Origin of the sequence: Paracoccus sp. KR1-242 (assembly GCF_049446195.1) — a bacterium.
In the GTDB taxonomy this organism is placed as follows: Bacteria; Pseudomonadota; Alphaproteobacteria; order Rhodobacterales; family Rhodobacteraceae; genus Paracoccus; species Paracoccus broussonetiae.
Genome location: NZ_JBMSED010000014.1, coordinates 21,510 through 41,982, shown reverse-complemented (window position 1 = coordinate 41,982; position 20,473 = coordinate 21,510). Strand labels below are relative to the sequence as shown.

The window sequence follows — 20,473 nt, the reverse complement described above, 5'->3', positions numbered from 1 at the left end:
ACGAAGGATCGCGTCGCATGATGATGAACCTCGACTTCTGTTTCATGGACGGGGCGCAGACCATTGCCGTCACGGGCTGGACCACCAGCCCCGGCCCGGACCTGCGCCTGCATGTCGATGACGAGGTGCTGCGTCCCGTGCTGGTCACGCGCCATGTCCGCCGCGACCTGCGCAGTGCCGAACCGATGGGCGTCATCGCGCTTTTCGATCTTTCCGCGCTGCCCGGAGGCTTCGCCGCCGACCGCTGCACGATCCACCTTGCCGACCAGCAGGGTTTTTCCGAGATCCACGGCCAGCGTCTGGGCGAAGACGCGCGGCGGCTGGTCGAGATCGGCGTGGACGAGGTCTTTTTCGCCCTTCTGCGCGTCATCGCGGGCCGGCATCTTCGCATCGATGACCCACAGGTCGGACGCGAGATCGCCACCCGCCTGCGTTCATCGTCCTCGGTGGCGAGAGAAAGCGAGAACCACGTCCTTGCCGTCGACAGTTGCCGTGGCACCGCTTCCGGACAAGGCGCGATCATTGGCTGGTTCATGCCCGCCGGGGCCTCGCCCGACCAGCTTTGCGCGCTGGCCGTCGAGAACGAGATGGTGGTCCCCGTCGATCTGATGCCGGGGGCAATGGCGCGACCCGACCTTGCTGGCTATGCCTCGCGCTATCGCTTCACGGGGCGCGACGGATATGGCGGCGGCTGGCGTTTCCCGCGCCCGCCTTCCGGTCCGGTCCGCCTGCTGCTGATGGTTCCGGGCGAGCATTTCCTGCCCGGCGTCATCGTGGATGTCGAGCCGGCCGAGGCGGCGGACCTGGCCCAGCAAGTCACGACGATGTCCCTGGGCATCGACGACATGGAAGCCCGCAGCAAACTGCGTCGCGCGATGCTGCCCGTCGCCCTGCCCGATCCCACGCCGCATGTCGGGGATCAGGCCATTGTATCGATGGGCGATGAGACACTTCTGGTGCTGGACCACGATTTGCCCGACCACGACCTGCGCGACGTCCTGCGCCGCATCGGGCCGCATGTGCCGGGCAAGTTGCGCCTGCACCTGCTGCGCCAGCGCATTAGCCCCGCGATGCAGAACGGGATCGAGGGCGCAGCGCGCGAGACTGCGAGGGATATTGTGCTCGACGCGGCCGCACTGACCCTGGGCCTGCCGGGAGCAATGCCCGCGCGCGTGGTCTTTGCCCGCAGCGCCGCGCTGTTCCAGTTCCCCGCAGCCCAGCTGTTCGCGCCGCAGCCCGCAGGGCCGGTTGTCCTGCTGCTTGATCCCATCGGCACGGTGATGGACGCGCCCCCGGCGCAGGCCGACCGCTTTGCGCGCGACCTGCTTCCCTTCGCGCTGTCTATGGAGGGCCCGACCTTCTTCCTGATGCTGGCGCAGACCCCGCAATGCTTCCTGACGTTCGAGGCGCGCGTTCGGCTGCTGGTCGAGCAACTGGTCGCGCGCAACGGCGCGACCCTGCGCCGCGTCGACGCCTGCCGCTATTTCGAGGGCAAGGCCGGTCCCCATTGCCAAAGCTTTGCCGATGGCCGCGATTGGCATGCCTATGATGCCGAAAGCCGCCGCCTGATCCCGGAGGCCGCCGCATGAGCCGCACCGTCATCGTCTCTCACTCTCATCCCAACCTGCGCTATGGCGGCGGCGAAGTCGCTGCCTATCGTCAGTTCCAGCACCTGTTGTCGCTGGGCCAGGACGTGCATTTCGTCGGCTCGACCATCGGCCCCGAAGACAGCGACCGCTTCTTCGGACCCAGCCAGCAGGTCATCAGCTTCGGCCCCCGCGACTTCTGCCTGCGCGGACGCGGCATGGATGGCTTTACCATGGAGCACGCCGATATCCGGGACGAGGACTGGATCTTCGAGTTCCTGCTGGCGCTTCGCGGCGATGTCTATCACTTCCACCATTTCTGGAACATCGGCGCGGGCACCATCCGTCGGCTGCGCACCGCGTTGCCCGATTCCAAATTCATCTGCACACTGCACGAGATGACCGCGATCTGCGCCAATCACGGCCAAATGGTGAAGCGCTCGGGCGAACTGTGCCACGCCTCCAGCGAGGTGTCCTGCGCCTCCTGCATCGCCCGCCCCCCGATCGATTTCGTGCTGCGCAAGGCCCGGATGCAGGAGATGCTGGAGCAGTTCGACCATCTTTTGTCGCCCAGCGAATTCCTGCGCCAGCGCTTCGAGGATTGGGGCGTCACCCCCGGCCGCATCTCGGTAATCGAGAATGGCCTCGACCACCTGGCCGAAATCGCATCAGAAACCGCGGCCGAGATGCAGGTCAAATCGGGACGCTTCGCCTTTTTCGGGCAGGCAACCCCGACCAAGGGTCTTGACGTTCTGGTCCGGGCCGCGGCCCTGATCGAGGCGCGCGACGAGACCTTCACGGTTCCCCTCAGCATCGAGATCCACGGTGTCGACCGGGACAGCTTCTCGCGCATGTGGCCGGATCTTGAGATCCCGGCCTCGGTCCATTTCCGCGGACGCTATCGTCCGCAGGACTGCATCGACATCATGCGCGGATATGGCTGGATCATCATCCCGTCGATCTGGTGGGAGAACTCGCCCGTCGTCATCCAGGAGGCCCGCGCCGCAGGCACACCCATGATCGCATCCGATATCGGCGGCATGGCGGAAAAGACCCAAGGCTGGGGCCTGCAATTCCGCACCGCCGACCCGGCCGCGCTGGCCAGCGCCATTCTGTCGGTCCACGGTGATGTCGATATCCTGACCGACTACAGATCCCGCATCACCGCACCGCTGGACCTGGCGGGATTTGCGGCCGAATGGGGAGAGGCCTGCGACATTGCCTTCGACCAGATGCAGGAGATCCCGAATATCGGAAAACGCATGAACGCTTGAGCCCTGACAAGAAGACGGCCCGCCAGCACTTGAAGCTTAAAGATTACTGAAACCTAAAGGAAAATCATGAAAATTGCTCTTCTCTGGGAAAGCAAGGATTGCGGACTCTATTCGAACTCGGATTTCAATACGCTCTATCGCAAGATCGGCCACAACAATGGCAACCTTGCATTCGTGCATGCCGTAAAGACTCAGATTGAAGGAGAGATTTCGTTTCATCCCTGGCACACGCGCCCCGAGGTCTTCAATCAGGCAGACTTCGTTGTGATCCCTTGCGCCAACCAGCTTGGCAAGCATACCGATCTGGGGGGACTGGCCGCAAACCTTGCACAAGTCGAAAAGCCGATCGTCGCCATCGGTTTGGGTGCGCAGGCCAAAGAGTTCGGCGCTGACGTCGAACTGACCGACGGCACCCGCGCCTGGCTTGACGCACTGATCGAGAACGGCCGCCGGCATGGCATTCAGAACATCTATACCCGTGGCCCCTACACGTCCGAACAGATTAAGAAGCTGACCGGTGCCGAAACCTTGGCCAATGGCTGCCCGTCGCATTTCATCAACCCGCGCCCCGACCTGGGCCAGCGGATCGAGAAGAACTGGAACTCCAGCGAATTGCCCCAGCGCATTGCCGTCGCTGGTGGTCATGAAAGCTGGCGCAATACCCGCGAGATCGAACAGCAGCTGATTTCGCTGATGATGGACCCGCAATTTCCGGGCGTCTACATCGTCCAGTCCATGGGCAACATGATCAAGATCTCGCGCGGGCTTTTCGACGAGATCGAACCGGAAGTGCTGGATCGCATCCACCGTCACACCGTGCCCCATTACAGCCGCGAACAGTTCAAGGCCTGGGCGCTGAATTATGCCCGCTCCTATTACGACGTCGCGACGTGGATGGACGAGCTGCGCCGTCACGACCTGCTGATCGGACCGCGCTTCCACGGTGCGCAACTGGCGATCCAGGCCGAGCGGATGGCCTGCACCGTCACCATCGACACCCGTACCGAAGAGATGTGCCGCGAAACGGGCGTGCCCTTCCTGCGCGCAGAGGAACTGACCCAACCGCTGACCCGTCAGCGCCTGAAGCAGCTTATTTCGTTCGATGGGGTCGCCTATGACAAGCACCGCTCGATGAAATGCGCGCGCTATGTCGACTTCCTGCAATCGGCGGGTCTCAAGCCTGCATCCTACCTGCTGGATATCGCCGCGCAGGCGAAATCGGCCGCTGACCAGGCGGCCGCCTGAACCGAATGGCCCAGGTGGTCCGTCCACCTGGGCCCTGCGCCATTGACGGAACCGGATGAATAACTTTCGCCACCTTCACGCCCCTGCCGACGGCTATGTCTTCGTCGTCACCTATGGCCGGTCGGGATCGACGCTGACGCAAAACCTGCTGAACGCGATCCCGGGCTTTGTCATTCGGGGCGAGAACGGCAACCTGACCCAATTTCTCGGGCGCGCGATAGACATCGTTGCGAATGACGACATGTATCGCTGGCGGCGCGAGGATCTGGCGAAGCCACGAGAGGAACGGCGGCCATACCTGCGCCCGATCCTTGGCAAGCCCTTCGATCCCTGGGCCGGGGCCGAACGCGTCGACCCGGACGCCTTTGCCCTTGGTCTCATGGATCTTTTCGTGAAACAGGTGCTGCGCCCGCCCAAGCACTGCCGGGTCGCGGGCTTCAAAGAAATCCGCTTTCACGAAGATCCGGATTTCTTTTCGACCCATATGGACATCCTGCGGACGCTTTTCCCCAAGGCGCGCATCCTGTTCCAGCGCCGGAACCTGGAAGAGGTGGCGCGGTCGGGCTGGTGGCGGGACCATCCGCGCGAACACGTCCTGTCAACCCTGGGCTTGGCCAACCGGATGTTCGAAGCCTATGCCAAGGATCATCCGGACAGCTGCCATATCATCGATTACGAAGGGCTGGTTTCGGACATCGGCCATATCCGCGCGCTTCACGCCTTTCTGGGCGAACCAATGGACGAACCGGCGGTGCGCGCGATCCTGGCACGCAGCCTCAACCACTGATCGGCCCTGACCCATGATCCGCGCCCCAGGCGCTTTTCAGGCAAAGGGACGATCAAGGCTTGGAGAGGGTTCGGTGAACCAGGCGGCGCCGGTTTCGGTAATGTGGAAGTGGTCCTCCAGCCGGATGCCGAAGCGGCCGGGGATGACGATCATCGGCTCGTTCGACATGCACATGCCCGGCGCCAGCGGCATCGCGTTTCCGCGCACAAGATAGGGAGCCTCGTGGATGGTCATGCCGACGCCATGCCCGGTCCGATGGGGCAGGCCGGGCAGTCGATAATCGGGTCCCATTCCATGGGCCTGCAGGACAGTCCGCGCAGCATCGTCAAGGGCACTGCAAGGCGCGCCGGGACGTGCGGCCTGAAAGACGGCCAGCTGTGCCTCGCGCTCGATATCCCAGACCTGGCGCTGCAGCGGATCAGGCGCGCCGAAGACATAGCTGCGCGTCAGGTCAGAGTTATAACCTTCCAGAAGGCAGCCCGTATCGACCAGGACGACATCGCCTTCGGCCAGGACATCGTCCTGCGGCAACCCATGCGGAAAGGCGGTCGAGGCACCAAACTGCACGATGCAGAAGGTGGTCCCGTCACTCCCGATGGCGCGATGCGCGGACTCGACAAAACGCCGCACTTCGCTGGCACGGATTCCCAGCCGCAAGATGCGCGAGGCGCGCTCCTGCACCTCCAGCGTCATGGACATCGCCTCTCGGATGATGGCCAGCTCGGCACGAGATTTCAGCATCCGGCAACCGTCGATGACCGGCGCAGCAGACGAGATCCTGACGCCCGGCGCCGCCTGCTGGATGGCATCGGCCATGCCAAAGGGCAGTGCGGGATCCACCGCCATCGTCCTTACGCCGGCTTCCGCAAGCAAACCCGCGACAAGGGCATAGGGGCTGTCTTCTTCCTGCCAGAAACGCGCCTCGGCCGGGACGGCAATCTCGGCGGAAAGCGAGCCTTCCTCGAAAGCGGGGCAGATGATGACAGGCGGACGATCCCTAATCAGCACCATCGCCACAATCCGTTCGATCATCGACCAGCGTATCCCGGTGAAATAGGCAAGGCTTGCCCCTGCACCGACAATCAGCGCATCCGCCCCCTGCCCGGCCATCAACTGTCGCGCCCGTTCGATCCGATCCAGACGCTCAGCCCGGCCAATCGGAAGGGCCTGCCGGGACCGCGCGGTGATCGCGGCAAGCTGGGTCGTGGCGTCCGAGGTTCCGATCATCGCTGGGATCCTTGTCATCATGGGGGAATCGCAGGCCGCGCGATCCTTTTCGCAGCCATATTTCATGACGGTGCAGGCAAGTCAGCAGGTTATCGGCCGCTATGGCCGCGACGACCTGGATTACGGGCCACATCGATTATTCCCATCAAGAATGCAAATTGCCTTTGGGGAATATATCTGCCCATGCTATCTTCCTCGTGACCTGCGAAAGGAACGGCGATGTATCTTGCCGCACAGCGCGAGAACACGATCTTTGCCCGACTTGGGGGCGAAGATGGCGTGCGTGCTCTGGTCAGGGAATTCTACGACATCGTCGAACAGGACGACGACGCCAGACCGCTGCATTTGCTGCACCTTCGCGGCGCTGGCGTCGCGCATTCCAGGGATGAGCAGTTCAACTATCTTTGCGGCTTTTTTGGCGGGCCGCAGCATTATGTCATGAAGCATCGGCATTCGCGCCTGAAAGAGATACATGCCCATGTCCCCATCGGACCCGAGATGCGGGATCTTTGGCTGAAATGCATGGAGGCCGCGATTGCCCGCCGCGCGATCGCGCCCGACCTGGCCACCCTGGTCATGGGATATTTCGCAAGGGCTGCCGAGACCGCCCGCAACATGGACTAAGCCCCAGCAACAGGAGACGCGCATGGCAATCCGGAAATTCGGCCCCTATACCGCCCCATCGGTCCAGCCGATCACAGAAGATCTGGATTGGTGGCATCCGGTCGAGGGCGCACCGACCATGAAAACCTGGATTGAACACCAGACCGAGGACGGTAAATTCCTGACCGGCTATTGGGAGGCCACCCCCGGCAGCTATCGCGTCAAATACGACGTCGACGAATTCATCCAGCTGTTCGAGGGCAAGGCCACCCTGACCGATCGCGACCAGGAACCGCGCACCTTCGTCGCGGGCGACGTCTTTTTCATCGAGGCCGGTTTCGACGGAATCTGGAAAACCGAGGAGACCGTCCGCAAGGCTTTCGCCATCCGCGTCAGATAAGGCAGGGGCGGGCAGCGCCCGCCCTGCATCACTTGACGGGTAGGATTTCGACCGTGGCAGAGCTGCCGACGATCAGGTGATCGGCCTTGTCGCCGTCCAGCTCGATATCGACCGGCACACGCTGCGCCAGCCGCACCCAGGTGAAGGTGGGCGCGACATTGGGCAATTGCCCGGCGGCCTCTGACCGCTGCTGGTCGGCGATGCCACCGGCGATGTTCAGCACGGTCCCGGTCAGAACCTCGCCCCCCTTCATCAGCGTGACCCGTGCGTGGTCGCCGACGTGGATGCGGGTCAGCTTCGTCTCTTCGAAATAGCCCGAGACGCGGATCGTGCCCGCAGCGATCAGCGACGCCACGCGCGCACCCGCCGAAGCATATGCCCCCGGTTGCAGGGTGAAGTTTGTCAGCTTGCCCGAAACCGATGCCGTCACGGTCGAGCGATCGAGGTTGAGCTTTGCAAGATCAAGGGTCGCCTTGGCCTGCTGGAAAGCCGCCTCGGCCTCAAGATAGGTCGCGCGGGCCTGTTGCAGGGTTTCGACGCTGGCCACGCTGCTTTTGGCCAGATGTTCGCGCCGGTCGGCATTTGCCTTGGCGAAATCCATTGCGGCCTGGCTGGCTGCCAGTCCTGCCTCGGCCGTTTCCACGGCGATGCCATAGCGGGCGGGATCGACGCGGAACAGGGGTTGGCCCTTGGTCACGACATCGTTGTCCTTGACCAACACCTCGGTCACAAGACCCGAGACGTCGGGGGCGACGCCCACGATATCAGCCCGCACATGCCCGTCGCGCGTCCAGGGCGCCAGCATGTAATAGCTCCACAGGTTCCAGCCCAGAACAGCGGCACAAACCACCATGGCGAGGGTCAGCAGCAGTTTGCCAAAGTTGCGAGTCACGGCGGTCATTGGGTCACCCATCTGAGTGCAAGGTCGGAAAGCGCGAGCAGTGAAATATACAGGGCCAGGTCGAAAAGCGGCCGATGCCAGACCAGCCGATAGAAGCCAAGCGTGACCAGCCCCCGGCTGACCAGGCGCAGCAGGACGACCGACAGGACGGCCAGGATCAGAAGCGTGGGGAGATAGACTCCGCTGAAATCGATGACGTGGATCATGCCAGTTTCGCCGTCTGGGGTGGGGAAAGGTGCAGCGGCACGGTTTCGGGCAAAGGCATGTCGCGCGGGGCAAGACCCAGGCGGATACCTGCAAGGGCGCTGCGGACATCGCGCGCGACCGCTTCGGGATAGGAGCCGGCCGGTTCGGCAAGGCCACGGTCGACCGCGCGGATCACCTGCTCGGGCATCGCCCCCCAGCGCCTGCGCCGATAGAATTGCGCCGTCGCCTCAAGCACATCCGCGACAAGGCGGGACTGATCGGCCGAAAGCGCCTGGCGGGCTTCCTTCAGGCGCGCGACATTCATCACTACCCGCATGTCCCGGACGAGGTCGGCCGACGCGATATCCGCGGCCCCCATCGCCATGGCCATGCGCGGCGCCAGCAATCCAAGGATGTCGACCAACTGCAGCGCCAGGTGCTCTGGCAGGGCGTTGGTCTGTCCAGAAGCATGCCTTGCGATCCGTTGCCACGCCATGTGCAGCAGGCGGCGCGCGCTGGCCTCGGCCCCGATCGAGCGGATCAGCGCGGTCATCACGATCGCCAGCAGGATCGCCAGGATGGTCGCGATATTGCTGTCCAGTGTCGTGACCAGATGCGGACTCAACGTCGATTGCAGCGCGGCCATGAAGGGCATGTTCACGCACATCGTCAGCCCGATCACGAAGGTCTTGGGATTGACCATCAACACGCCGAAGGGGATGAAATACAGGCCGAGTGCCGCCATCACGCCCCAGAAGCTGTCGACAAACGGCAGGATCAGATAATCGAAGGCAAAGGCCGCGGCCATGGCCACCACGATCCATTGGGCCATCTGCCGCAGCGCCGGGACGGGATCGTCCATGAAGGCCAGGATCGAGGTCATCACCCCGGCCAGTTGCGCGCCATAGACCGCGTTTTCCCAGCCCGAGGCGATCCAGATCGTGTTGGCGACCAGCACGGTCAGCGTGGTGCAAAGTCCAGCCTGAAACGCCATGCCATAATCGCGCAGGATCCGAGGACGGCCAGCGCGTGCGATCGCCGCGGCGACCCTGCTTTCGGGTTCCGGGCGCGCGGCAATGACATTGCGCAGAACCCAGCAGTTTTCCCAAAGCGAGATCAACTCGCCCAGGCGGCGCGCAAGGTTCAGCGTCATCAGGTCAGTCCAGCCGACCGCGTCGGCATGGCTGCTTTCGATATCCGCAGCCTCCTGCCGCAAGCGCACGGTTTCTGCGTCCGCAGGCTTGTCGGGCTGGCGCACCCAGCGGGTCAGATCAGCCAGCAAAGCGTCAAGCCGCGGTGTTTCCCCTCCCGCTGCGACCAGTGCGGCACGCTGCGCCTCAAGCGCCGAGAGCATCGGCAAAAGCAGGACCATGTGCTGCTGCAACGCGCGAGATGATCGGATCAGGTCACGGTGATGCGACGTGTCATAGGCGATATGCGTGGTGAACTGGCGCATGTCGACGGCGTCCGCAGCCAGACGCCGCCGTTCGCTTGCCAGAAGCTCGGGGTCGGTCTTTCCTTCAAGGCTGTTGGCGATAAGCTGCGCCGTGTTGTCCAACCAGCCGTTCACCCTGCTTTCCAGGATCGGCCCGACATGTCGCGGAAACAGCACGCGGTTGATGACCGCCGCGCAGATGACACCGATGCAGATTTCCTCGACCCGGGACACGACATAGCCGAAGGACTGCATCGGGTCATGCACGACCGAAAAGCCGGTCAGCGCGACGGTATATCCCGACAGCATGAACGCATAGCTGCGCGGCGTGCGGTCCAACAGGCTGATGAACAGGCAAAAGCCGCACCACAGCGCCACGAAGATGGTCAGCATCTCGGGCGACTGGATCATCATCGGCACGGCCGCCAGGCTGACAAGCCCGCCGACCACCGTCCCGATGACGCGGTAGACTCCCTTCGAGGTGCTTGCCCCCGATAGCGGATGAGAGACCAGGAACACCGTGCCCACCGCCCAATAGGGCCGGTCAAGGTTGAAGCGCAACGCGATCCAATAAGCGATCATCGCCGCGCAGAACATCTTGATCGAGAAGATCACGTTCTCGACCGGCGGTCCCGAAGGTCCGGGCGCAGCAGGGGCAGTTTTGGTCATCTTCCGTTCAGTCTTGAGGGGGCGGCGCGGCAGTCGAAGGCTGCTGGCTGTCGTGATTGGCCAACATCGTGCTGAGCGCGCGATCCATTGCCGCAAGGTCCAGCGGATCGACACCGTCAAGGTAATGCTGCCGGATCCGGGACAGGATATCCTCTATCCTGTCAGCGGTGCAGTGTCCCTGTTCGGTCAGGTCGATCAGGTTTGCGCGGCGGTCGGTCGGATCGGCAACGCGCTGGATGTCGCCGGATTGCTCCAGCGCGTCCAGCACCCTGACAAGCGAGCTGTTGTCGACACCCACTCGCGCCGCCAGGCAGCGCTGGGTCACGCCGTCACCGTCCCGCCGCAGGTGGATCAGCGGCAGGGCAACGGCATCCGACATCCCCAGTTCCGTCAGCGCACGCGCAATCTCGCGCCGCCAGATCTGGGCCATGGCGATCAGCTTTTGCGCAAGCCGCGCGGCAGGATCCTGCGACGACAAGGATGGATTCGATGACATACGGAATGATTGTCTTGAAATAGATGGAACAGCATCTAAATCGCCAAACCGCAAGGATGAAGACACGTTTCCGTGAAATCGGCCATGTCATAGCGGGGATGCACCCGGCCCCGATCCGGGACCGGATCGCACCCTATCGTTGCGATGAGAAGTTCTGCTTGAGATAGGTCAGGATCGTCTGCTTCGTCCCGGCATCAGGCTCTGCCATGCCCTGCGCCTCGACCATCCATGTCCACAATTCGTCCCAGCGATGATCGCTGACGCGCTGCTGCTTGATGATCTCGGTCGAGTGGCAGGCGACGCATTGGTAATAGGTTTCCTCGGCCCCCGCCCCATCGGGCAGACCGCCAAATTCGTCATTTCCGGCGCTGGCATCCGACGCCTCTGCCTTGGCGCGCATCGCCGTCATCGGATCAAGCGGGTCGGACCCGGCGGGCCGCCCGGCCAGAGCGCCCATCGGGTCAAGCTGCGTTCCGGCCGCCGCCAATCCGGCACCCAGCACCAGTGCCGCCAGCGGCAGGGCGACTTTCGTCAAGATATTGGACATCGCGTGAACCATCTGACTAGCCCACCGCGACCAGCGCGATGCGGTGCTGGATATTGTTGGCATATCCGCGCGGATTCCAGACAGGCGCCAAAGGCGGCTGGCCGATGCCGTCCTGGTCGATCGCCCGCGCCCAGACCTCGTGATATCCACTTTGGGGCAATGTCACACTGGCCCGCCACCGTTGCCAGGAGAAGCGGTTCGGCGCGGGTTCCAGTTGCGCCTCTTGCCAGGTCTGGCCCAAATCCAACGAGATCTGCACCGCTGCCACGTCGCCCTTGCCGCACCATGCATGACCCCGGACCTCGGTCGGCGCGCCCGCCTTCACCTCGGCCCCGGTCTCGGGGAAGGTGACGATGGATTTCACCGGCATGTCGGTCAGGATCACCATGTCCTTTTCCGGCACCTCGGTACCGGGCGCGACGGGATATGCCGGAATGCGATATGAATCTCCGGTCATTTTCGCGCCATCATGTTCCTTGTCGCGGATCCAGATGCGGTTGAGATACTTCTGCGAGGCCGAGGCCGGATAGCCGGGCACGATCAACCGCAAGGGAAATCCATGCAGCGCCGACAGCGGCTGCCCGTTCATCGCCCAGGCAATGATCGCATCCTCTTCCAGCGCCTTCGCGATCGGCACCCCGCGCGAGATGACGACCTTTTCCTCATCACCGCTCAGATGCACGTCATTGCCGTAATGCCCGGTATAGACCGCGCTTTCCTTGACTCCCGCTTTCTTCAGCACGTCGGCCAGCCGCACACCGGTCCATTCGGGGCAACCGACCGCACCGACGGTCCATTGGTTGCCCGATGTTCCGGGTTGGAAGAATGCGCGCCCATTGCCACCGCATTCGATTACCAGCCGCCGCGTGACATTCTCGAAACCGGATTTCAGCTCGTCGATGGTCAACTCCAGCGGAGTCTCGACCTCGCCATCGATGGTCAAGGTCCACCCCTCGGCGTTCTGATCCAGCGCAGTCTGGGGAACGAGGCCGTTCATGCGGATGAACAGGCGTTCATAGGGGGTGACGTCGTCGTCAAGCAGATGCGCCGGGGTTTCCGCATTAAGCGGACGGTCGCCCAGCACCACCAGCCCCTGCTTTCCGGCCATCAGGTCAAGACCGGTATCCTGCGCCAGCGCGGCGGGAACAAGACCCGCACCGGGATTGCGCCCGAACGGGACAACCATCCCAAGAACGGTTCCCAGCGCGGTCGCCCCGGCGGCTTTCAGCAGGCCTCGGCGCGATGCGTCGACGCTCGGATCCTTCTGCGGCAACTCGCCGTTTGCGGATTGATCAGGCATGGCTTCTCCTCCCCTGGATTTCGGGCTGCACCTGGCAAGCGGGCGCGGGCTGCGCGCGCCCCGTAACGATGGAAGCCGGCGGCCTCTTCCCTTCGCACCGGCTTCGGGGATGCTGCCCCACCCGGACTTCACGAGTCAAAATGTTTTTTGATACTTTTTGTCTCACTAAATTAGAGCAATGGCACAAAAACGGTGACCCCGCGCATTCTCGGCGCCCCTGTCATCCCCCCTTGCCCGCAACCCGAAACTGGCATCCCATGCCGCACGATGCTCGCCCACGCGGCGCTGGCCCGATCCAAAAGCAGGAGCACATCATGCAGAAACGCCCCCTCGGGAAGACCGGCCTTCAGGTGGCCCCGCTGGTCTTTGGCGGCAACGTCTTCGGTTGGACCATCGATGAACAGACCAGCTTCAAGGTGCTGGACGCCTTTGTCGATCATGGCTTCGACACGATCGACACGGCCGACTGCTATTCCGCATGGGCGCCCGGCAACAAGGGTGGTGAATCCGAAACGGTCATCGGCAATTGGCTGAAGGCGCGGCCCGGAATGCGCGACCGGGTCAAGATCTTTACCAAGGTGGGTTCCGTCACCGGCGGTCCGCATGAAGGCGGGTTGACCGAAGCTTATATCCTGAACGCGGTCGAGAAGTCGCTGTCACGGCTGGGGGTCGAGTCCATCGACCTGTATTTCGCCCATTGGCCCGATCCTTTGGGCACCCCCTATGCCGAGACTTTGGGCGCGTTCCAGAAGCTGATACAGGCGGGAAAGGTCAAGGCGATCGGCGTGTCGAACGTCGATGCCGACCAGCTTTCGCAATCGCTGGAGATGGCGCGGACCGGGAACCTGCCCGCCTATCAGGTGCTGCAACCGGAATATAACCTGTATGACCGCGCGCGGTTCGAGGGGCCGTTACAGGACCTGTGCCGTGCCGAGGGGCTGGGCGTCGTGACCTATTTCAGCCTCGCCTCGGGCTTCCTGTCGGGCAAGTATCGCGGCACCGAGGATCTGGGCAAATCGAAGCGCGGCGGTGCGGTCCAGAAGTACATGACGCCGCGCGGCGAAAAGGTGCTGGCCGCGCTGGACCGCGTCGCGGATCGCCACGGGGCAACCTGCGCCGAGGTCGCACTGGCGTGGCTGATGGCCGCGCCCGGCGTGACCGCCCCCATCGCAAGCGCGACCAACCCCGATCAGGTGGCGAATTTCGCACGGGCAGCTGCGCTGCAGCTGACGCCCGAGGACATCGCCACGCTGGACGAAACCCGCGCCTAGTCCGGCAAGGCACAGGACGATTGCCGGGTCTGGCAATCGCCCTGTCCGCGCCGGGTCAAGGGTGCTGCGCGCCGCGGGCGTTCAGATAGATCGCGTAAAGCGACGTCGAGGCGCAGATGAACAGCCGGTTCTTCTTTGGCCCGCCAAAGGTGATGTTGGCCACGGTCTCGCCGATCTCGATGCGCCCGATCAGCGTCCCGTCCGGCAGGTAGCACTCCACGCCCGTGCCGGCACTGGTCCAGACATTGCCCTCGACATCGCAGCGGAATCCGTCCGCGAAACCCTGTGCAATGGTGGCGAAGCTGCGCGGATGCGACAGACCGCGGCCATCCGCTGCGACGTCGAAGGCCCAGATGCGCCCCGGCAGGCCCGGCTGGTGCGTGCCACCGGTATCGGCCAGATAGAAGGTCCGCTCATCGGGGGAAAAGGCCAGCCCGTTCGGCTTGACCGCCGCATCGCAAATCACCTCGATCGAGCCATCCCGCGGATCGAACCTGTAGACGACATCCTGCCCGGTCTCGCTATCAGCCTTGTCCCCTTCGTAATCGGTCATGATCCCATAGGGCGGATCGGTGAACCAGATCGTGCCGTCGGACCTGACAACCACGTCGTTGGGCGAATTGAGACGCTTGCCTTGAAAACGGTCGACCAGCGTCACGACGCGACCATCCAGCTCGGTGCGGCTGATCCGCCGGTTGCCGTGCTCGCAACTGACAAGACGCCCTTCGCGGTCGCGCGTGTGGCCGTTGGTGAACCCGGCAGGCTGGCGATACACGCTGAGCCCGCTACTGTCGGACCAGCGCATGATGCGGTCATTCGGGATGTCGCTGAACAGCAGATGCCCGGCGTCTCCGAACCAGACCGGCCCCTCGACCCAGCGAAATCCGGTGGCGAGGCGTTCGACCGGGGCATTGCCCATCACGTATTTGCCGAAGCGCTGGTCGATGATCTGAAAGTCGCTCATATTCCTGTCCGTCGCGAAAGTTCTTATCGTGGCTACACCCATTGGATGCGGCCGATTTCTTCGAAGGGCGCCCCGCCAGCTTCAGGCCACCGGGGTCAGCAACGCCCGGCCCGAGAAATGGGCGGCGAGGTTGTCCAGAAGCAGCCGCCCCATCGCCTGCCGCGTCTCGACCGTGGCGCTTGCCCGATGCGGGCTCAGCACCACGTTTTCCATGCACAGCAACTCTGCCGGGACGGTCGGCTCGTCGGCGAAGACATCCAGCCCCGCCGCCCCCAGCCGCCCCGAGCTGAGCGCCGAAACCAGCGCGGACTCCTCCACGATGCTGCCACGCGAGACGTTGATCAGCGCCCCCTCCGGTCCCAGCGCCTCAAGCACGCCCGCATCGACCATCCCGCCCGTCCCGGCCCCGCCCGCAGCGGTGACGACAAGGAAGTCGACGTCCCGCGCCATCTCGATCAGGCTTGGATAGCGCAGATAGGACCCGTCGCGGGCCGAGGGCGTGACATGGCCGATCCGGCAACCGAACGCCTCGCAGCGCTCTGCAACCGCCCGGCCCACGCGGCCAAGGCCCAGAATCCCGACCTTCTTGCCGCTGAAGCGGCTGGCAAGCGGCAGCCCCGCCCTGCCCCAGTTGCCGTCCCGCACAAAGCGGTCCGCGGTAATCTGGCGACGCGCCACCGACAGCATCAGAAGCAGCGCAAGATCGGCGACATCATCGGTCAGGACATCGGGCGTGTTCGAGACCGCAATTCCGCGCTCGCGCGCATAGCCAAGATCGATCGCATCCGTGCCGACACCGAAGACGCCGACCATCTCGGCATTGGGATATTGCTCAAGCAGGGTCCGCCCGGCACCAAGCGCGCCATCGGTCACGACCGCGCGGATGCGGGCCCGTTCAAAGGTACCGTCGGCTTCGGCGCCATACAGACGGCGCGCAAGGTATGATCTGTCAAGTTCGGCCATGACGCTCTCCATGAGCGGGCCGACCAGAACGACTTCAGGTTTCAATTCAGGCTCCGATGTATCAGTCAGCGTCACGGGCAATCGCCACGATGGCGACGATCATGACTCCGGTCAGGATAAGGCGGATTCCGGGTCCGGCCGAACCAAGCCCGAACTTCACGACCGCCAGGTTCAGCAGGTTCACCAATGCATAAAGGAAAAGCGACGCGCCCCAGACGCCCTGCGGATAGGCACGCCCGCCAAGCACGCTGGTGCCGCCCACGACCACGACCGCAATCGAGGCCAATTGATACTGGCTGCCGATATCCAGCGACGCCCCGCCTGAGAAGGCAGCCAGCAGGACGCCTGCAAGCGCCGCCAATCCGCCCGACAGGACATAGACGTAAAAGCGCGTGCGCCCCGCGTTCAAGCCGGCAAGCCACGCCGCGCGCTCGCTTTGTCCGACCGCCAGAACGGCTCGTCCGAACAGAGTGCGACGCAGGACCATCACCATCAGCCCCGCAACCGCGATCATCAGGAAGGGCAGCACCGGCACCCCCAGAAAGCGCACGACGGCGATCTGGTTCAGCAGTGCCGGCGGTTTCAACGTCGCCGCGCCGCCCGCGGCAATGGCGACGGACTGGACGATAAAGCTCATCGCCAGGGTGGCCACGATCGGCGGGATGCGAAGCAGCGCGATCAGGCCGAAATTGACGGCGCCGATGACAAGCCCGATGGCGAGGGCTCCGCCAAGGCCGGGCAGGATCGCGGCATTGTTCTGGGCCATGACCGCCATGCCGACCAGCCCGGCCAGCGTCATGACGCTTGGCACCGAAAGGTCGATATTGCCCGGCCCCGAGGTGATCACGAACATCTGGCCAAGGCCCACGATGGCATAGAACATCGCGAAGAACAGTGCCGCCTGCAGTGACTGCACCGCCCCGGCCCCGTTCGAAAGTCCAAGCGTCAGCAGCCAGACCACGGCCGCACCGATGAAGGACCAGGCCCAGGGCCTGCGGCTCAGGCTATCGCCCAATGCTGAGCTTGGCATGGCCATGTGCGCTCCGGGTTTCGAGTTTCGAGATTGCGGTCCGGGCCGCCAGCACGGCGATCAGGATCAGGCCTTGCGCCGCAAGTTGCCAGTCGGAGTTGACGTTCATGAAGGTCAGCAGCGAATTCATCAGCACCAGCGTCATCGCCCCCAGCACCGTCCCGACGGGCGAGACCTTGCCGCCGACAAATTCGCCGCCGCCCAGGATGACCGCCGCGACGCTGAGCAGCGTATAGTTGGGGGCCAGGTTGGCATCGCCCGAGGTCGCGATCCCGGTCAGGACCAGGCCCGAAAGCACGCCGAAGAACCCCGCCAGCCCGTAAAGCACGGCCTTGGCCCGCAGCACGGACCAGCCCGCTCGCGCCACCGCCTTGGGGTTTCCCCCGACTCCGCGCAGCACGATGCCAAAGGACCAGCGTTGCAGCAGGAGATGCCCCAGCAGGCTAAGCACGAACAGCGCCCAGACCGGCAGCGGAGCCAGCGGGGTGCGGATGCGGACCAGCGCAGCCAACCAATCGGGGGCGAGCCCACCCGGACGCGGCAGGATCAGGACCGCGATGCCTAGCCAGATGAAAGAGAACCCAAGCGTGACCACGATCGAGGGCAGCCGCCGGGCATGGATCAGCATCCCCATTGCGGCATACGCCAGGACCAGCAGCAGCAGGATCGCCCCGCCCAGCACCGGGGACGCGGGCAGGACAACCGCGACGATGCAGGTGACCAGGCTGACGAAGTTGCCGATCGACAGGTCGATATCCCCTGCCGCGATGATGAACATCTGCGCGAATGCCGCCAGCGCGACCGGGATCGCATAGGTCAGCAGCAGGTTGAAGCCGATATAGCTGGCCGCGTTAGGGCGATAGCTGTAGATCCCCAACATCACCGCGACCAGCCCGATGACCGGCAGCAGCGAACGCAGCAGATCAGCGGGGCGTTGTCCAAGCGCCTCAAACATAGGCGGCCTCCAATGCGATCCGAGGTTCCGGCCGGTCTGCGAACGAGGCGCGCAGGATGCTTTCCTCGTTCACCTCATCCGCCTCGAGGACGGCGACGATCCGGCCCTCGCGGAAGACATAGACCCGGTCGCAATTGCCCAGCTCTTCGGTTTCGGTGGAATACCAGACAAAGGACCGGCCCGCCTGCGCCTCGGCCCGGATCAGGGCATAGACCTCGGACTTGGTGCCGACATCGACGCCGCGCATGGGATCGTCCAGCAGGATCAACGGGGCGCTGCTGGCCAACGCCCGCGCGAACAGGATCTTCTGCTGGTTTCCGCCCGACAGCGTTCCGATCCTTGCATCCAGTCCCGCCGTGCGCACGCCGATGCGCCGGAACCATCGGGCGGCGATCTCGCGTTCGCGCGCAAGATCGATGACACCATATCTGGACACGTCGCGAAGCGCGCGCACCGTCGCATTCTCGCTGACCGACCAGACGGGGAACACGCCCTCGGTCTGGCGGTCGCCGGCGACATAGGCCGCCGAACCTTTCGCAAGACCCGCCTGCCCGCGCGCCGCCGCGTCGAAGATCTGTTGCAGCGTGTGGCGCTGTCCGTGCCCGTCCAGCCCGGCAAGCCCGACAACCTCGCCCTTTCTCAGCACCAGTCTCAAAGAGTCCTCGCCCCCCTCGACGCGAAGGACGATTTCGGCCGAGGTTTCGGCCCGGGCAGCGACGGTGCTTTCCGGACCTGCGGCCTCCAGATGGCCCATCATCCCGACAAGGGCCGGTCGCGTCAGGTCGGCCGTGGCGACATCCCCGACGATCCGGCCATCGACCATGACCACCACCCTTTCGGTAAAGGACAGGATCTCGTTCAGGCGGTGGCTGATCAGGATGGTGGCGATCCCGTCCTTGGACGCGATGTCCAGAAAGGCCATCAACTGGTCCGCGACCCTGGCATCCAGCGAACTTGTCGGCTCGTCTAGGATGACCAGCCGGATATCCGAGGGTCGACCGGCGAAGGCCTCGGCGATTTCGACCATCTGCCGCTGGGCGATGTCCAGCTCTCCCACGGGGCGGCCGATATCGATGCCGTGGCCCGGGAATATCCGGTCCAGCGAGGCGGCGATCAGGGCGCGTGCCCGCTTGCGCCAGCCCCAGCGCCCCAGCTTCCCCTGCCGGACCAGCGTGTTCTCGACCGCGGTCAGGTTCGGGCATAGCGACAGTTCCTGAAAGACGCAGCGAATGCCCAGCCGATGCAGCTGCGCCGGCGTCACCTGAGAATAGACTTCGGTTCCGACCCTGATGGTGCCGGCATCCGGCCGGAGCACGCCGGACAGGACATTCATCAGGGTCGACTTGCCCGCGCCATTATGGCCGACGAGGCCAAGTTTCTCGCCCTTTCCGACCGTCAGTGTGGCGTCGGAAAGTGCGCGGACCGAACCGAACGACCGTGAAACCCCAGAGACGATCACCGCGGCGTCACGGGTCGCGGCCTGCGCCGCGACCATGTCTTTTGCCTTTGCAGTCACCTGAGCTTACTTCGTCGGGGCCGGGATCGCCGGCAGGTCCGCGTGCTTGGCGTTCGCCTCGATCAGCTGGGATACCCATTCCTGCGTATAGGTCGGGTTGGTGACGCCGCCCTTTTCCGTGACGGAAAGCCAGGCATCCAGGTCAGGTTGATCGATGCGCAGGAAGGGCACGCCGACGAATTTCGGCACTTCCTTGCCCGCCAGGATCTGCTGGGCGACCCAGAACGCAACCATGGACACGCCCGGCGTTGCCGAGATCGACATCGTCTCGTAACCGTTCTTGTCGTGCTGTTCCTTCCACCAGCTCAGCTCATCCTCGCGGTTGCCCATGATGATGATCGGCTCATCGCGGTTCGCGGCCGCAAAAGCCTGGGCGGTGCCATATCCGTCGCCGCCCTGGGTGACGACCGCATCGATCTTGGGCAGGCTTGGCAGGATGCCGGCAACTTCGCGCTGTGCCACGGTCTGGGTGAAGTCGCCATGCACGCTGCCCGCGATCTTCGTGTCGGGGAATGCGGTCAGCGCTTCGTGGACGCCGTTGCTGATGTCGTCGTCGACCGAGTTTCCGGCGATGCCCCGGACCTCCAGAAGCGTGCCCTTGCCGCCAAGGCGCTTCGAGAGATAGTCGACCTGAGAGCTGCCGACCCGCTTCCAGTCATAGTTGACGACATAGGCACAAGGCTCGGTCACGACACCGTCGAAGGCGACGACCACGATACCCGCGTCGCAGGCCTGCTTGACGACACCGTTCAGCGCCGTGGGCGAGGCCGCATTGATGACGATCGCGTCATAGCCTTCAAGGATCAGGTTCTGCATCTGCGCGGCCTGTTCGGTCGCGTTGTTGTTGGCGCCGATCACCGCCGCATCGCCGATCACCCCGGCAGCTTTTGCGGCCTCGGTGCCCGATTCCCAGCTTTTCACCATCACCTGCCGGAAGGAGTTTCCGGCGAAGGAGTTGGAGAAGGCGATCTTCTTGCCCGAGGTGTCGTTGCCGGCAGAAGCGATCGACGACATCCCCATCAGCAAGGCCGCCCCTGCCAGGGCCGCACCCTTCAAGTGTCTCAGTTCAGGCATTTGGTTCCTCCCTCAAAGGTCCCTGTTGGACGGATCCCGTTTCG

General features: G+C 64.0%; 20 protein-coding genes. 7 read left to right on the top strand and 13 right to left on the bottom strand.

All coding sequences use genetic code 11. From position 1 onward, the window contains the following. The first annotated feature begins 17 nt into the window (after positions 1–17). The 4 genes from ACO2Q4_RS19775 to ACO2Q4_RS19760 all read left to right on the top strand — a co-directional run bounded on the left by ACO2Q4_RS19775 (position 18) and on the right by ACO2Q4_RS19760 (position 4,892). Positions 18–1,589: a hypothetical protein gene (locus ACO2Q4_RS19775; RefSeq protein WP_423321373.1), complete on the top strand. Its 1,572-nt coding sequence runs from the start codon at positions 18–20 to the stop codon at positions 1,587–1,589. Further along, positions 1,586–2,860 carry a glycosyltransferase gene (locus ACO2Q4_RS19770; protein WP_423321370.1) on the top strand — a complete coding sequence of 425 codons (1,275 nt, stop codon included), beginning with the start codon at positions 1,586–1,588 and terminating at the stop codon, positions 2,858–2,860. The genes ACO2Q4_RS19775 and ACO2Q4_RS19770 overlap by 4 nt, the downstream gene beginning before the upstream one ends. A 66-nt stretch (positions 2,861–2,926) precedes the next feature. Continuing rightward, positions 2,927–4,105 carry a polysaccharide pyruvyl transferase family protein gene (locus ACO2Q4_RS19765; protein WP_311761614.1) on the top strand — a complete coding sequence of 393 codons (1,179 nt, stop codon included), beginning with the start codon at positions 2,927–2,929 and terminating at the stop codon, positions 4,103–4,105. A 55-nt stretch (positions 4,106–4,160) separates the two neighbouring features. After that, on the top strand, positions 4,161–4,892 hold the full coding sequence (locus tag ACO2Q4_RS19760) for a sulfotransferase (RefSeq protein WP_423321368.1): 732 nt from the start codon (positions 4,161–4,163) through the stop codon (positions 4,890–4,892). 36 nt (positions 4,893–4,928) lie between these two features. Here the strand turns inward: ACO2Q4_RS19760 and ACO2Q4_RS19755 are convergent, their stop codons facing one another. Further along, positions 4,929–6,119 carry a M24 family metallopeptidase gene (locus ACO2Q4_RS19755; RefSeq protein ID WP_423321366.1) on the bottom strand — a complete coding sequence of 397 codons (1,191 nt, stop codon included), beginning with the start codon at positions 6,117–6,119 and terminating at the stop codon, positions 4,929–4,931. A gap of 219 nt (positions 6,120–6,338) precedes the next feature. On the opposite strand from ACO2Q4_RS19755, the gene ACO2Q4_RS19750 reads away from it, so the two are divergent. Then, positions 6,339–6,743, top strand: coding sequence for a globin (locus tag ACO2Q4_RS19750; protein ID WP_423321364.1), 405 nt, complete (start codon positions 6,339–6,341; stop codon positions 6,741–6,743). 22 nt (positions 6,744–6,765) lie between these two features. Beyond that, entirely contained in the window at positions 6,766–7,122 is a 357-nt protein-coding gene (locus ACO2Q4_RS19745) for a cupin domain-containing protein (protein WP_311761618.1), read from the top strand. 28 nt (positions 7,123–7,150) lie between these two features. On the opposite strand, the gene ACO2Q4_RS19740 is transcribed toward ACO2Q4_RS19745, so the two are convergent. The 6 genes from ACO2Q4_RS19740 to ACO2Q4_RS19715 all read right to left on the bottom strand — a co-directional run bounded on the left by ACO2Q4_RS19740 (position 7,151) and on the right by ACO2Q4_RS19715 (position 12,656). Continuing rightward, on the bottom strand, positions 7,151–8,023 hold the full coding sequence (locus tag ACO2Q4_RS19740; protein WP_423321362.1) for an efflux RND transporter periplasmic adaptor subunit: 873 nt from the start codon (positions 8,021–8,023) through the stop codon (positions 7,151–7,153). Continuing rightward, positions 8,020–8,229: a DUF1656 domain-containing protein gene (locus ACO2Q4_RS19735; RefSeq protein ID WP_311761620.1), complete on the bottom strand. Its 210-nt coding sequence runs from the start codon at positions 8,227–8,229 to the stop codon at positions 8,020–8,022. Before ACO2Q4_RS19735 ends, ACO2Q4_RS19740 begins: the two co-directional genes overlap by 4 nt. Beyond that, positions 8,226–10,313 (bottom strand): FUSC family protein, encoded by a 2,088-nt coding sequence (locus ACO2Q4_RS19730; protein WP_423321360.1) that lies wholly within the window; start codon positions 10,311–10,313, stop codon positions 8,226–8,228. Before ACO2Q4_RS19730 ends, ACO2Q4_RS19735 begins: the two co-directional genes overlap by 4 nt. 7 nt (positions 10,314–10,320) lie before the next feature. Next, entirely contained in the window at positions 10,321–10,791 is a 471-nt protein-coding gene (locus ACO2Q4_RS19725) for a MarR family winged helix-turn-helix transcriptional regulator (protein ID WP_423321358.1), read from the bottom strand. A gap of 151 nt (positions 10,792–10,942) precedes the next feature. Beyond that, entirely contained in the window at positions 10,943–11,356 is a 414-nt protein-coding gene (locus tag ACO2Q4_RS19720) for a cytochrome C-552 (RefSeq protein ID WP_423321356.1), read from the bottom strand. A 16-nt stretch (positions 11,357–11,372) separates the two neighbouring features. Next, on the bottom strand, positions 11,373–12,656 hold the full coding sequence (locus ACO2Q4_RS19715) for a sulfite oxidase (RefSeq protein WP_423321354.1): 1,284 nt from the start codon (positions 12,654–12,656) through the stop codon (positions 11,373–11,375). 314 nt (positions 12,657–12,970) lie between these two features. On the opposite strand from ACO2Q4_RS19715, the gene ACO2Q4_RS19710 reads away from it, so the two are divergent. Beyond that, positions 12,971–13,927 carry an aldo/keto reductase gene (locus tag ACO2Q4_RS19710; protein ID WP_423321352.1) on the top strand — a complete coding sequence of 319 codons (957 nt, stop codon included), beginning with the start codon at positions 12,971–12,973 and terminating at the stop codon, positions 13,925–13,927. Positions 13,928–13,982: 55 nt separating this feature from the next. Here ACO2Q4_RS19710 and ACO2Q4_RS19705 read toward each other — a convergent pair whose 3' ends face one another. From ACO2Q4_RS19705 to ACO2Q4_RS19680, 6 genes are all read right to left on the bottom strand, one after another. Continuing rightward, entirely contained in the window at positions 13,983–14,891 is a 909-nt protein-coding gene (locus ACO2Q4_RS19705; protein ID WP_423321351.1) for an SMP-30/gluconolactonase/LRE family protein, read from the bottom strand. Positions 14,892–14,972: 81 nt separating this feature from the next. Beyond that, the gene (locus ACO2Q4_RS19700) at positions 14,973–15,854 is read right to left on the bottom strand and encodes a 2-hydroxyacid dehydrogenase (protein WP_423321348.1); all 882 of its coding nucleotides are present in this window, start codon (positions 15,852–15,854) and stop codon (positions 14,973–14,975) included. 61 nt (positions 15,855–15,915) lie between these two features. Beyond that, a complete protein-coding gene (locus ACO2Q4_RS19695) occupies positions 15,916–16,890 on the bottom strand; it encodes an ABC transporter permease (RefSeq protein ID WP_423321346.1) in 975 nt (324 codons plus the stop codon). Further along, entirely contained in the window at positions 16,859–17,839 is a 981-nt protein-coding gene (locus ACO2Q4_RS19690) for an ABC transporter permease (RefSeq protein ID WP_423321345.1), read from the bottom strand. Before ACO2Q4_RS19690 ends, ACO2Q4_RS19695 begins: the two co-directional genes overlap by 32 nt. Continuing rightward, complete coding sequence (locus tag ACO2Q4_RS19685) at positions 17,832–19,334, bottom strand: sugar ABC transporter ATP-binding protein (protein ID WP_423321343.1); 1,503 nt, start codon at positions 19,332–19,334, stop codon at positions 17,832–17,834. Before ACO2Q4_RS19685 ends, ACO2Q4_RS19690 begins: the two co-directional genes overlap by 8 nt. A 27-nt stretch (positions 19,335–19,361) precedes the next feature. Beyond that, positions 19,362–20,429, bottom strand: a complete 1,068-nt coding sequence (locus ACO2Q4_RS19680; protein WP_423321341.1) for an ABC transporter substrate-binding protein — start codon at positions 20,427–20,429, stop codon at positions 19,362–19,364. Between the last annotated feature and the right edge of the window lie 44 nt (positions 20,430–20,473).